This is a genomic window from Nitriliruptor alkaliphilus DSM 45188, from assembly GCF_000969705.1.
GTDB lineage: Bacteria > Actinomycetota > Nitriliruptoria > Nitriliruptorales > Nitriliruptoraceae > Nitriliruptor > Nitriliruptor alkaliphilus.
This window is the reverse complement of sequence record NZ_KQ033901.1, coordinates 961,882-974,846: the sequence shown is the minus strand read 5'-3', so window position 1 is coordinate 974,846 and position 12,965 is coordinate 961,882. Positions and strand designations below refer to the sequence as shown.

Below are 12,965 nucleotides of genomic sequence, written 5' to 3'. Positions count from 1 at the left end.
GACGCCCGGTCACCTGGCTCCGCCCGGTGCCACGGAATAGCGTCCTGTACCACCGCGTTCCACCCGACGAGCCAGCCGGCCCCAGGCCGCTGGCCCCGTCTCCCCCGAACCACCCCGACCTCCCGCCCCACTTCCGACGAACGAGGAGCACCACATGGGCGCCACGCCCGTCACCGATGCCGAGTGGACCAACGAGGTCCTCGAGGCCGACACCCCGGTCCTGGTCGACTTCTGGGCCGAGTGGTGTGGCCCCTGCCGCATGGTCGGCCCGATCGTGGACGAGATCGCCGACGAGAACGGCGACAAGCTCAAGGTCCTCAAGCTCAACGTGGACGAGAACCCCAACACCGCCCGCGAGTACGGCGTGATGTCGATCCCGACGCTGCTGGTCTTCAAGGGTGGACAGCCCGAGAAGCGCATCGTCGGCGCGAAGGCCAAGGCAGCCCTCATGGGCGACCTCGCCGGCTACGTCTGAGCCTGCCGCACCTCGCGTGAGCCCCGGCCCGGTGCCGGGGCTCACCCGCGTCGGCTGGACCGCGGTTCGCCGCACCGTCCGCAGGCGCCCTCCTCACCGCCAGGAAACCCGATGGACACCGCGCACGTCTACGAGCTGATCGGCTACACCGCCTCGGCGCTGATCGTGGTCAGCCTGCTGATGAGCTCGCTGCTGCGCCTGCGCGTCATCGGGCTGTTCGGCGCGATCATCTTCACCGTGTACGGGGTCCTGATCGGCGCGTTCCCGATCGTGGCGGCCAACGGCACGATCATCGCCATCCAGGTGTTCCACCTCAGCCGGATGCTCCGTCAGCGAGCAGCGGACGCCTACTTCGAGGCGCTCGAGGTACCGGCCGATTCACCGGTCCTGCGCCGTTTCGTGGACTTCCACAGCGAGGACGCCCGCCGCTTCCAGCCCGACTTCCCCGGCATCCAGGGTCACGAGCTCGCGCTGCTGATCCTGCGGGACGCGGTCCCGGCCGGGGCGGTGCTCGCCGAGGTCGACGGTGAGCAGGCGCACGTGACGCTCGACTACGTGGTCGCCGAGCACCGCGACCTCCGGCCGGGCCGGTTCCTGTGGGTCGATTCGGACGCGTTCACCTCACGCGGGATCCGCCGCGTGACCACGACCGCTCCGTCGCCCGAACACGCGCGCTACCTCGGCTCGGTGGGGTTCGAGCCGGCCGGTGACGACCTCTGGGTGCGTGAGGCGCCACCGGCCGCGAGCTGAACCCGGTCGATCAGCTCTCCTCGTCAGGATCGACCGCAGCGTCGTCCTCGGCGTCATCCGGGGCGGTGCCGTCATCGGCGAGGTCGTCGTCCGCCGCGGGCCCGTCGGGTGCGTCGCCGCCGTCGGGCATGTCCGCGGTGCCGGCCATCTCGAGCCGGTCGGCGTCGATCCGCAGCGAGTCGATCATGGCCTCGACGTCGATGTCGGCCTCGTCGGTGACCTCGATGGCGATCGAGATCGCGTGCCCGTCGGCGATGGCGAACAGGCCGGTGGCGGTCGCACCGCCCTCGGGGGCCGAGAGCTCGATCCGGGTGGCCTCATCGGCTCCCTCGATCTCGACCTCGTCCGGTCCGGCGGTCACCTCGGCCTGGCCACTCTCGACCAGAGCGTCGATGCCCTCGAGGAGCTGGTCGAGGTCCTGGCCCTCGAACTCGACGTTCAGGGACACCGCGCCGGTCTGGTCGGTCAGCGCGGCCACGTAGGCCGAGCCGACGGGGGTCGGCTGCGCTTGGACCGGCAGGGTCTCGTCCACAGGGACGTCCATGTAGACGCCGGGGACGAGCTCGCCGTCCTCGAGGTCCTCGAAGGCCGGCGGGGCGGCCTCCGGGTCCTCGATACCGTCATCGGGGACATCCTCGTCGAAGCCGTCGTCGGCCGGGGCCTCGACCTCGGTGTCGACATCGTCGTCGGTGGTGGGGGTGTCGTCGTCCGCTCCGCACGCCGCGAGCCCGAGGGACAGGGCGGCGATGGCGGCGAGGGTGGAGCGGCTACGGCGGGTGCGTCGCGTCGACGCGAGCATGCGGGCCTCACGGGGTTCGGGGTTCCGGGCACAGCGGTGCCCGACGTGGGAGCGAGACGACGGTAACGGTGCGTCGCGGACGTTCAGCCAGGGTCCACGGTCGGGCGACGGTGGCTGCACCTGTCGTGAGCCCCTACTGCGGGGTGCGGGGCACCGGCAGGTTGAGCCCGGCGAGGCGGCTGCCGGCACGGAGCGCGATCGCAACGGCGGCTCCGGCGACGAGCGCACCCGTCGGCGTCAGACCGTGGAGCAGGAAGGTGACGGCCGCCCCGATGGTCGCAGCCGTCGCGTAGAAGTCGCCGGAGCGGTACAGGACCCCGGGGACCTCACCGGAGAGCACGTCACGGATGATGCCGCCGCCCACGCCGCTGATCGCCCCGGCGAAGACGCAGCCCCAGAACCCGAACCCGGCTTCGAGGCCCCGTTCGGCGCCGAGCGCCGCGAACAGCCCGAGCGCGACGGTGTCGAACAGGTACAGGGTCGCCCCGGTCGGCACGAAGCGGTGGAGGGCGAAGACGACCAGCCCCGTCACGAACACCGTCCACAGCAGCGGTTCGTTGGTCAGCGAGGTCGGCGGGATGATCCCGACCACCAGGTCACGGATCGAACCGCCCCCGATGGCGGTGACGGCAGCCAGCACCAGGACGCCGATGACGTCGAACCGCTTCTCGATGGCCGTCAGCGCCCCCGCGACCGCGAAGGTCACCGACCCGACGTAGACCAGCACCTCGACGAACACGTGCGCTTCCTGTTCCGTCGCGACCGCGAAGACGCCAGGGCGGCTGCCTCGCTGCGACGGGGACGCTAGAGCTACGGGCAGGAGGATGTGGTGACGGTTCCTCAGTAGCGAGGCCATGGCGGTGGACCCTGTGGATGTCGAAGTCCACACAAGGGAGACCACGGCCATGAACGATGCTGAGGCTATCTACCGGGTGACCGTGATCGGCTGCGCTGGAAGTACGACCGGTTCCGGGAGCAGGTCGGCTAGCGGCGGCCGACGTACGGCCTGTCAGACGGTCCGGACGAGCGACCGCGCGGCCCCCGGTCCCACTCAGCACGAACGCCTACGCTCCCCGGCCGATGATCGCCATCCAACACGGGTCCGTCGGGGCCGAGGTCGAGGACGTCCAACGCCGCCTGTCGGCGCTGGGCCTGTCCTGCGACGGCGATCTCGGACGTTTCGAGGAGACCACCGTCGAGGCGGTGCGCGCCTTCCAGCAGCAACGGGGGCTGCAGGCCGACGGCATCGTCGGCCCGGACACGTGGCGCTCCCTGGTCGCTGCCGGGTACCGCCTCGGTGACCGCATGCTGTACGTCACCCGGCCCGAGACCTACGGCGACGACGTCCGCGACCTGCAGCGGCGGCTCAACCGCCTGGGCTTCGACGCCGGCTACGACGACGGCCTCTACGGCCCCCAGACCTTCGACGCGGTCCGCGAGTTCCAGCTCAACATCGGTCTCGAGGTCGACGGGATCACCGGGCCGAGCACCCTCGACGTGCTCACCCGCCTGCACCGCACCCACCAGTCGGCCCCTGCCTACGCGGTCCGGGAACGCGAACAGCTGCGACGTCCCACCCGCCGCGAGTCGCTCGCTGGCGCCCGGATCATGGTCGACGCCGGCCACAGCCCCGAGCTGCCCGGGATCCTCGCGCCGGACGGGACCCCCGAGCACGAGGTGACCTGGCAGCTCGCCGCGGTCCTCGAGGGTCGGCTGTCGGCGCTCGGCGCCCACGTGGTGCTCGCCCGCGGTCCGGCGACCTCCCCGACGCCGTCCGAGCGTGCGCAGCTGGCCAACACCGAGGACGTCGAGGCGATCATCTCTCTGCACGGCAACGGGGTCGGCACCCCCTCGGCTCGTGGCGCAGCGGCCTACTACTTCGGCACCGAGGGGTACGTCTCCGAACGCGGACGGATGCTGGCACAGCTCGCCGTCGACGCGGTCACCGCCGCCACGGGCACCCCCAACTGCCGCACCCACCCCTCGACCACCGCACTGCTGCGCGAGTCACGCGCCCCCGCGATCATCGTCGAGCCCGGGTTCCTGACCCACCCGGAGGAGGGCCGCCAGCTGCTCGAACCGGCCTACCAGCGGGTCATCGCCTCGGCGCTCGTCGACGCGCTGCAGCGCTTCCTCGCCGGCGACGGCCTCCGCGCGGCTTGAGGCGTTCGGCCGCGACGCCGCGGACCACCTCCTCGCCGACACCGACCGCGATCCCCGCGTCCTCCGGGGTCGCTGGCGTCCTGGCGACCGGGCCGTCGACCGTCCACCCCGGATCGACCTCGTCCGCCACCGTGACCGCCGGCGCCCGGTCGCGGACCGGCACGATCAGGTGCTTGGCGCGCGCGAACACGATGACCGCGCCGATCCCGACGCTGCCCGCACCGAGCAGCAGCGCCAGCTCAGGGCTGCCGGCCTCGATGACCTGCCCGGCGAGGGCGGCCCCACCAGCGACACCGATGACCACCGACGACTGGGTCCAGGACTGAGCCTCGGTCTGGGTGCCCGGCAGGGACAGGTCATCGATGAGCTGGAAGGCCACGATGGTGGTCGGACCGAGGAACAACCCGCCGAGGAACAGCGCGGCGGCGAAGGTCGCCAGGCCCGGGAGCGCCAGCGGCACCACCGCCAGCGACAGCCCGAGCACCACGATCACCACCCGGAGACGGTCGCGCAGCGCCCCCGGCCAGACCCGCGAGCCGTAGACCACCGCGCCGACGAGGGACCCACCGGCGATCGCCGCAACCAGGGCCCCGGCCGCCTCGGGCCGGCCCGCGAACTCGGCGACCGCCGGCAGGACCACGTCGATGGCGCCGAAGACGACCGCCACGAAGCCGAGCGCTGCGACCACCACCCGGACGCCCGGCTGGCGCAGCGCACCGCCACGCCCCGTGGCCGCAACGTCGCGCCGTGCTGTGGTCCGTGATGCACGCGTGGACGCGAACCCGAGCGCCCCGATCAGCGCCAGCACGGCGGCGACCATGACCGCGTACCGGCCACCGAACCGAACCGCCACCGAGGCGGCCACCAGCGGACCGAGGATGAACCCGAGCTCGACGGCGATGGAGGACACCGCGAAGGCGGTCTCGCGCATCGCCCCGGTCGGGAACAACCGTGAGAGCACGACCCGGGCGCACGCCGTCGTCGGCGGGTAGACCACACCCGTCAGCACCGCGGCGGCCACCAGGGCCGCGACGGGCGCTTGGGTCCCGATCAGCAGGGCCAGGCCGATGCACCCGGCCGCGTAGCCGAAGGCATCGGGCACCAGGACCACCCGCTGGCCGAACCGATCGACGAGCTTGCCCTGGAACGGCGAACCGAGCCCGACCCCCACCTGGTGAGCGCCGGTCACCAGCCCGGCGACGGCGTAGGAGTAGCCCTCCTCGCGGGTGGCCAGCACCAGCGCGAGCGCGATCATCCCCGGCGTCAGCCGCGAGAAGGTCGAGGTGATGACCGGCCAGCGGGCGTCGGCATGGCGGACGAGATCGAGGTAGCTGCGCACGGCGGGTCCGTCGCGGACGTTCGGCGCCGGAGGACCGGGGCGACGCCGGGTCCGACGGGACGTGCGGTACCCGGGCCCGGAGAGCCCGTGGTATCTCGACGTCGAGAGACTTCGGCGAGGCTACCGGCCGCGCGGGGGGTCGTCACGCGGGGGTGGCGCCGGCACGGACGGTGGGGGCATCGAAGGTGCGGCTCCGTGGCGGCCGGTGCGTTGCGGCTCGGGTACCCCCCGCGGTAGGCCGCCGCCCTCACGCACCGGCTGGGGAGCCCGCCGGGGCAGCGCGCCGAGGACCTCCTCGAGGGCGTGCTCCAGCGACTCCGCCCACCGCACGGTCCGCTTCACGTCCAGCCGGAACAGCGGGGTGCGCGGGTGCTCGCGGTGGACCTCGAAGCCCTCGTGCAGCAGCCAGGTGGCCGGCAGGGTGCAGCCCCGTTCGAGCCAGCGCCGATCACCGTAGGCCTCCACCGCGGGCGCCTCGGCGCGGATGGCGTCCTTGACGGCAGCCTGGACGAGCAGGCGCCCGAGGCCGGATTCGCGCCAGAACGGCGCGACCCAGATCGTCGCGAGCAGCATGGCGTCGGGCGACGCGGCGGGGACCAGCGCCGGCCGAGGCGCGAAGGCGGGTACCGGTGCGAACAGCGCGTAGCCGGCCACCTCACCGTCGACCCGGGCGATGCGGCCCGGCGGGTGGCCGTCCTGGACCCGGGCCGACACCCAGGCCTGCTTCCGCACGTGCGGCTCCGACGGCGCCTGCGACCCGGTCGCGCCACCGGCCACGCCGACGGTCGCGGCCGTCGCCAGGCGCGACGAGGGGCTCGCCGCGCCGAGCTCCCAGGCGAGGCACGACCGACACGGGGACGGCAAGAGCTCGACGGCGTCCCCGGTCAGCGGTTGCAGGCGTCGGGACACCGCTCAGCCGCCCGACGCGGAGGTGGCGTCGCCCTCCCGGCGGCGCCGGTCGAGCGTGCGGTCGCTGGCGGTGACCGTCGAGACCAACGCGCCGGCCGCCACCCCGAGCGCGATGCCGACCGCCGCACGCCGCCACCCACCGGCAGCGACCCGCCGCTGCGGGGCGGAGACCGGCTCGATCACGTGCTCCAGGGGCTCCACGGTGTGCCTCCGCGACGTCGGCGGCGCCACCGGCGGATCCAGCGGGTGCCGCGTCGGACGGGTGCCGGTCTGCCGCGGTGTGGTACCGGTCCCGCGGCCCCGGTCCCGTACGCTGATGCTACCGGCGGGTCACCCGCGACCGACGGGTGCGGCCGGCCGGTCCACTTCCGATCCGAGGCGACCCGTGCGGCTCGACACCGACCCCTACCTCGAACGGTACGCCTCGCGCGTCCGGGGCATGTCGGCTTCCGCGATCCGGGCCCTGTTCGCGGTCGCGTCCCGGCCCGAGATCGTCTCGTTCGCGGGGGGCAACCCCGCGGTCGAAGCGCTCGACTTCGAAGCGGTCGAGGACGTGGTCCGGCAGGTGATCCGCGACGCGGGGGCGACCGCGCTCCAGTACGGCGTCGGCCAGGGACGACCCGAGCTGCGCGAACACCTCGTGACGGTCATGGGCGCGGAGGGCATCACCGCCCACGCCGACGAGCTCATCGTCACCGCCGGGGGGCAACAGGCCCTCGAGCTCGTGGCCAGCTGCTTCGTCGACCCGGGTGACATCGTGATCGCCGAGGGCCCGACGTACGTCGGCGGCATCGGCGCGCTCGCCTCCTGCCAGGCCGACGTGAGGCACGTGGCGATGGACGATCACGGGATGCAGGTCGACCAGCTCGAGGACCTGTTGGCCGAGCTCCAGCGCGAGGGGCGACGCGCCAAGTACATCTACACCATCCCCAACCACCAGAACCCCGGCGGCGTGTCGCTCTCGGTCGAGCGGCGTCACCGGCTCGCCGAGCTGGCCGACGCCTACGACGTGATGGTGCTCGAGGACAACCCCTACGGTCTGCTGGACTTCGCCGGCAAGGTCTACCCCTCCATCCGCGAGCTGATCCCGGACCGCACGATCTACGTCGGGACGGTCTCCAAGACCTTCGCCCCCGGGGTCCGGACGGGGTGGATCGCCGCACCGGCGCCGGTCCGCGACAAGCTCGTGCTGCTGCGCGAGGCCGCCGACCTGTGCCCCTCCTCACTGACCCAGATGGTGGTCGAGACCTGGTTCGCGACCCAGCCCTGGCGTGAACAGATCGACTCGTTCCGCGACGTCTACCGCGAGAAGGCCGAGGCGATGCTCCGCGCCCTCGACGAGGAGATGCCGCCTGGGGTGAGCTGGACCCGCCCGAGCGGCGCCTTCTACATCTGGATGACCGTGCCGGCCGGGATCGACACCGACGACCTCGCCGCCAAGGCGATCGGCCGGCGGGTCGCCTTCGTCCCCGGCCGCGGCTTCTACGCCGACGGGTCCGGCGGCGACCGGCTCCGGCTGTGTTACAGCCAGCCGTCGCCCGAGCGGATCCGAGAGGGCGTCACCCGCTTCGGTGAACTGCTGTACGACGAGCTCGCCCTCGTCCGCGCCGTCTACGGTACGCACGGCGCGCCAGAGCCCCGTGCCCGCCCCGCTGACCCCGCCCCCTCCCGCGGACAGGAACCAGGATGACGCGCCGCATCGCCGTCCTCTCGGGCGGTCTGTCCCTCGAGCGCGAGGTCAGCCTCCGTTCGGGGACCCGCGTGGCCGACGCGCTCGCCGACCGCGGCCACGAGGTCGAACGCCTCGACGTCGACGCCGACCTCGTGCCGAACCTGGAGCGCGGCGGGTTCGACGTGGTGTTCCTCGCCCTGCACGGATCCGCGGGTGAGGACGGCACCATCCAGTCGCTGCTCGAGCTGGCCGGCCTGCCCTACACCGGCCCCGACGTGCTGGCCTCGTCGCTGGCGTGGAACAAGCCGATCGCACAGGGCCTGTACGCCCGTGCCGGGCTGACCGTCCCCGACCGGGTGACCCTCTCCCAGCAGGCGTTCCGCGAGATGGGTGCCGTCTCCGTGGTCGACCGCGTGGCCGCGGCGCTCGGTTCCCCGTTGGTGGTCAAGCCCGCCACCGGCGGCTCGTCGCTCGGCCTGACCATCGTCGAGGATCCGTCCCGCCTCCCCCAGGCCATCGTGGGCGCGTTCTCGTACGCCGACTCGGTCCTGATCGAGGCGTTCGTCGAGGGCACCGAGGTGGCCGTCACCGTGCTCGACGGTCGTGCCCTGCCCGCGGTCGAGATCCAGCCCAAGGACGGCACGTACGACTTCGCGGCCCGTTACACCGCCGGGGCGACCGAGTTCCACGTGCCCGCACGCCTCGACGACGCGGTGACCGCCGCGTGCGAGGACGTCGCCGTCACCGCCGAACGAGCCATCGGCGGGCGCCACATCTGCCGCGCCGACCTCATCGTGACCCCCGACGGGGTGCCCACCATGCTGGAGCTCGACACCTCACCGGGGTTGACCGAGACCTCCCTGGTGCCGCTGGCAGCCCACGCTGCCGGTCTGGCCTTCGGTGACCTGTGCGAGACCCTGGTCGAGCTCGCGGCCTCCCGTCGCGGTACTTCCCCGACCGCCGGTCGCTCGGGCGCGCGCGCGTGAGCAGCCCCGGGCCCGCACCGGGCGACACCGGCGAGATCCCCCTGGACGTCCCCGACCCCTTCGACGAGCTCGAGGAGCTGGTCAACGGTGACGGTGTCCCCGACCCGGACGGGCCTGCACCCCGGATCGTGGTGTTCGACATCGGCGAGGTCCTGATCGACGAGACGCGGGTCTGGTCGGTCTGGGCCGACATCCTCGGGGTGACGCCCCTGACCTTCGCCGCGGTGCTCGGCGCCGCGATCGTGCAGGGTGAGGACCACGAGGTCGTCTTCCCCGCGATCGCGCCCAACGTCGAGTGGCGCGACTTCGAGGACGAACACGAGCGCCGCTACGGCGGCTTCCGCGAGCAGGATCTGCACGGGGATGTCCGGGGATGCCTGAGTGAACTGCGCGAGCTCGGCTTCACCGTCGTCGTGGCCGGTAACCAACCGGCACGCCGGACCGCGCAGCTGCAGGCGCTCGGCCTGCCCTGTGACGATCTGGTGATCTCCGCGGAGCTCGGGGTCGAGAAGCCGGACCCGGCGTTCTTCACCGCACTGCTGCGGCGCTGTGCGACCAGCGACCCGAGCGATCTGCTCTACGTCGGCGACCGCGTCGACAACGACGTGGTCGCTGCAGCGGACGCGGGGTTGCGCACCTGCTGGCTGCGCCGGGGGCCGTGGGGCCACCTGCAGGAGCTCCCCGACGAGGTCACCCCTGATCTGGTCCTGGAGGGGCTCGGTGAGCTGCCCCTGCTGCTCGAGGGGTGGCGGGCCGGCTGAACGGTCGACGGCACGGGAACCGACGGAACCACACGGGTGTGGTTCCACGTGGAACGGAGCAGCGGTGAGCGACGCAGGGAAACGTGCGGCGGGCGAGGCAGCGGCCGCGATGGTCGAGGACGGGATGCGGCTCGGGCTCGGCACCGGGTCGACGGTCGCGTTCTTCCTCGATGCGCTCGGTGCCCGCGGGCTGGCGGTCAGCGGGGTCCCGACATCGGACTGGACCGCACAGCGGTGCCGCGAGCTCGGGATCGGCGTGCTCGATCCCGGTGAGGTCACCCGGCTCGACCTCGCCGTGGACGGTGCCGACGAACTGACCCCGGACCTCGCCCTCACCAAGGGCGGTGGCGGCGCTCACCTGCGCGAGAAGGTGGTGGCGAGCCTCGCCGACCGGTTCGTGGTGATCGCCACGCCCGACAAGGTCGTCGACCGGCTCGGTGACACCTTCCCGGTCCCGGTCGAGGTGGTGCCCTTCGCGGTGCCATCGGTCACGCGCGAGCTGGAGGCGCTCGGCCTCGAGGTGCGGGTGCGGGGTGGCGCGGACAGCTACCGCACCGACAACGGCAACGCCGTGCTGGACTGCCGCCTCGACGGCGGGTTCGAGGACCCGGAGGTGGCCGACCTCGCGATCGCGATGTTGACCGGGGTGGCGGCGACCGGCCTGTTCAACGGCCTGGCGACCGACGCCATCCTCGGGCGGGCCGACGGTGGGGTCGAGCGCCTACCCGCGTGACCGCCGATCGACCGTGGCCGGGCGGCGTGCCGGGCAGGGACCGGGTCCGGTAGGTGGGCTCGACCTCACTCGGGACGGGTGAGCGCCTCGAGGTCGGCATCGTCGATCGCATCGAGATCGGCATCGATGGCCTCGAGATCGGCGTCGATGGCCTCGAGGTCCGGGAGCTCGGCGAGATCGCCGGTTCCGTCGAGAGCGCTCGGTTCGGCGTCGGGGCTCGTTGTGAGCTCGCCGTTCGAGGGCACCTCCTGCGACGCGGCCCCGCCCGGCACCGTCACCGTGGCGCCCTCCTCCAGGCCGCGAGCGATGACCCCCACGATGCGTTCGAGGTCGTCGACGGACACGAACTCGACCTGCAGCTTGCCGCGGCGCGAGCCCATCACGATACGCACCCGGGCCTCCAGCGCGTCGGAGAGGTCGTCCTGGAGTTCGACCAGACCCGGAGCGGTGAGCTTGCCGGGACGCCCGGTGGCGCGGGGGCGACCGGGATCACCCGGCTCGAGCAGGGTGAGGCGGACGAGCTCCTCGAGCGCGCGCACCGACATCCCCTCGGCCACCACGCGGGTGGCGAACCGGTCCATGGTGTCGGGGTCGTCGACCAACGCCAGCAGCGCCTTGGCGTGGCCGGCCGACAGCACACCGGCTGCGACCCGCCGCTGGACGCCTGGAGGCAGGTGCAGGAGGCGCAACGAGTTGGAGATCGATGGCCGGGACTTGCCGAGCTTGGCGGCCAGCTCCTCCTGGGTGAAGTCGAAGTCGTCGAGGAGCTGCTGGTAGGCCGCAGCCTCCTCCAGCGGGTTGAGCTGCACCCGGTGGATGTTCTCGACCAGGGCTTCCTTGAGCAGGTCACCGTCGTCGGTGTGGCGCACGACGGCGGGGATGTGCTCCAGCCCGGCCCGCTTGGAGGCGCGCAGCCGTCGCTCGCCGGCGACGAGTTCGTAGGTGTCCTCACCGGTCGGACGGACCACGATCGGCTGGAGCAGACCCATGTCGCGGATCGACGCCGCGAGCCCCTCGAGTTCCTCGTCGTCGAAGACGTCCCGAGGCTGCCGGGGGTTGGGTTCGATCGCCTCCACCGGGATCTCGGCGAGCGAGGCCCGAGCGGATCCGATGGGGCCCCCCTCGCCCGGGGGGATCAGCGCAGCCAGCCCACGGCCGAGTCCACCACGACGGTTCACGACCAACCCTCCGAGCTCTCGGGTGACCCCGACCACGCCACCGGCGCTGGTTCTGGTTCGGCCACCGGTGGTGACGGCTCGGCAGGTGCCGTCCCGCCGAGGAGGCGGTCGAGAGCTGTCCGCCCGTCAGCGGGCTCGGGTGGCGCGTCCGATGGCAGCTCGAGCCGCTCGATGACCTCGTCCGCGAGCCGCTGGTAGGCCCGGGCGCCCCGGCTGGTGGGGTCGAACACCGTGATCGGCTGCCCGAAGCTCGGTGCTTCCGACAGGCGGACCGTGCGCGGGATGACGGTGTGGTACGCCTGATCGCCGAAGTAGTTGCGCACCTCGTCCACGACCTGTTGCGACAGGTTGGTGCGCCCGTCGAACATCGTCAGGACCACGCCCCCGAGCTCGAGGTCGCGGTTGAGGTTGTCCCCGACCAGCTGCACCGTCCGCATGAGCTGACCGAGGCCCTCCAGCGCGTAGTACTCGCACTGGATGGGCACCAGCACCTGGTGGGATGCCACCAAGGCGTTGATCGTGAGCAGACCGAGCGATGGCGGGCAATCGATCAGCACCACGTCGTACCGGTCCCCAACGGACTCGAGCGCGCGGCGCAGCCGCAGCTCGCGCGAGAAGGCCGGGACGAGTTCGACCTCGGCCCCTGCGAGGTCCAGCGAGCTCGGCAGGACCTCCAGGTTGTCCACCGCGGTGCGCTGCACGGCGTCGAGGACCGGGACGTCGTCGACGAGGACGCCGTAGGTGGAGGGGTCCCCCTCCTCCGCACGCAGGCCGAGTCCCGTGGTGGCGTTGCCCTGGGGGTCCAGGTCGACCACCAGGGTGCGCACGCCGGCCTGTGCCAGGGCTGCGGCGAGCGAGACGGTGGTCGTGGTCTTGCCCACACCACCCTTCTGGTTCGCGATCCCGATGATGATCGGACCTGAACTCGAACGTGTGTTCGCCTCGGCACGGCTGGGCAGCTCGAGGTTGGTCAGTCCCGGGACCGGACCCGGTGGCGGGGACGACGGCTGTTCCTCCACGCCCTCCATCCCGGCGGAGTCACGGTCCTCGAAGTCGCCCGGTCCCGGCATCGGGTCACCGGTGGCGGACGGGCCACCGTGGCTGTCGGTGGCCGCCCCAGGGGTCACGGGCAGCCCCGGGCCGGTGGCATCCACGATCGGGAACCGGCGACGCGCCGGGGTACCGATCGACCGCACGCTG

12 protein-coding genes and 2 pseudogenes are annotated in these 12,965 nt (G+C 72.6%); 7 read left to right on the top strand and 7 right to left on the bottom strand.

Going from position 1 to position 12,965, the window contains the following annotated elements; genetic code table 11:
* Positions 1-154: 154 nt before the first annotated feature.
* On the top strand, positions 155-475 hold the full coding sequence (gene trxA / locus NITAL_RS04570) for a thioredoxin (RefSeq protein ID WP_052664976.1): 321 nt from the start codon (positions 155-157) through the stop codon (positions 473-475).
* 111 nt (positions 476-586) lie between these two features.
* Positions 587-1,225: a hypothetical protein gene (locus tag NITAL_RS04565; protein WP_052664975.1), complete on the top strand. Its 639-nt coding sequence runs from the start codon at positions 587-589 to the stop codon at positions 1,223-1,225.
* Positions 1,226-1,235: 10 nt separating this feature from the next.
* On the opposite strand, the gene NITAL_RS04560 is transcribed toward NITAL_RS04565, so the two are convergent.
* Both NITAL_RS04560 and NITAL_RS04555 read right to left on the bottom strand, forming a co-directional pair.
* Entirely contained in the window at positions 1,236-2,024 is a 789-nt protein-coding gene (locus NITAL_RS04560) for a hypothetical protein (protein WP_052664974.1), read from the bottom strand.
* 133 nt (positions 2,025-2,157) lie between these two features.
* A complete protein-coding gene (locus NITAL_RS04555; RefSeq protein WP_052664973.1) occupies positions 2,158-2,763 on the bottom strand; it encodes a trimeric intracellular cation channel family protein in 606 nt (201 codons plus the stop codon).
* Between the two features lie 341 nt (positions 2,764-3,104).
* Here NITAL_RS04555 and NITAL_RS29145 point away from each other — a divergent pair, with 341 nt between their 5' ends.
* A complete protein-coding gene (locus tag NITAL_RS29145; RefSeq protein ID WP_052664972.1) occupies positions 3,105-4,187 on the top strand; it encodes an N-acetylmuramoyl-L-alanine amidase in 1,083 nt (360 codons plus the stop codon).
* Here the strand turns inward: NITAL_RS29145 and NITAL_RS04545 are convergent.
* The 3 genes from NITAL_RS04545 to NITAL_RS27785 form a co-directional block, all read right to left on the bottom strand.
* Entirely contained in the window at positions 4,120-5,526 is a 1,407-nt protein-coding gene (locus NITAL_RS04545; RefSeq protein WP_052664971.1) for an MFS transporter, read from the bottom strand. The genes NITAL_RS29145 and NITAL_RS04545 overlap by 68 nt on opposite strands.
* Positions 5,527-5,646: 120 nt before the next feature.
* Positions 5,647-6,258 (bottom strand): GNAT family N-acetyltransferase, encoded by a 612-nt coding sequence (locus NITAL_RS04540; RefSeq protein WP_169786721.1) that lies wholly within the window; start codon positions 6,256-6,258, stop codon positions 5,647-5,649.
* Positions 6,259-6,438: 180 nt separating this feature from the next.
* Complete coding sequence (locus tag NITAL_RS27785) at positions 6,439-6,636, bottom strand: hypothetical protein (protein WP_052664969.1); 198 nt, start codon at positions 6,634-6,636, stop codon at positions 6,439-6,441.
* Between the two features lie 238 nt (positions 6,637-6,874).
* Here NITAL_RS27785 and NITAL_RS04530 point away from each other — a divergent pair, with 238 nt between their 5' ends.
* From NITAL_RS04530 to rpiA, 4 genes are all read left to right on the top strand, one after another.
* Positions 6,875-8,125: an aminotransferase-like domain-containing protein gene (locus NITAL_RS04530; protein ID WP_425413689.1), complete on the top strand. Its 1,251-nt coding sequence runs from the start codon at positions 6,875-6,877 to the stop codon at positions 8,123-8,125.
* Complete coding sequence (locus NITAL_RS04525) at positions 8,122-9,093, top strand: D-alanine--D-alanine ligase family protein (protein WP_052664967.1); 972 nt, start codon at positions 8,122-8,124, stop codon at positions 9,091-9,093. Before NITAL_RS04530 ends, NITAL_RS04525 begins: the two co-directional genes overlap by 4 nt.
* On the top strand, positions 9,090-9,854 hold the full coding sequence (locus NITAL_RS04520; protein ID WP_052664966.1) for an HAD family hydrolase: 765 nt from the start codon (positions 9,090-9,092) through the stop codon (positions 9,852-9,854). Before NITAL_RS04525 ends, NITAL_RS04520 begins: the two co-directional genes overlap by 4 nt.
* A gap of 64 nt (positions 9,855-9,918) precedes the next feature.
* Positions 9,919-10,587 carry a ribose-5-phosphate isomerase RpiA gene (rpiA, locus tag NITAL_RS04515; RefSeq protein ID WP_052664965.1) on the top strand — a complete coding sequence of 223 codons (669 nt, stop codon included), beginning with the start codon at positions 9,919-9,921 and terminating at the stop codon, positions 10,585-10,587.
* A gap of 305 nt (positions 10,588-10,892) precedes the next feature.
* On the opposite strand, the pseudogene NITAL_RS04510 reads toward rpiA, so the two are convergent.
* A pseudogene (locus NITAL_RS04510) lies at positions 10,893-11,771 on the bottom strand (ParB/RepB/Spo0J family partition protein); the annotation flags it as partial.
* 167 nt (positions 11,772-11,938) lie between these two features.
* Positions 11,939-12,679: pseudogene (locus tag NITAL_RS04505) on the bottom strand (ParA family protein); the annotation flags it as partial.
* Between the last annotated feature and the right edge of the window lie 286 nt (positions 12,680-12,965).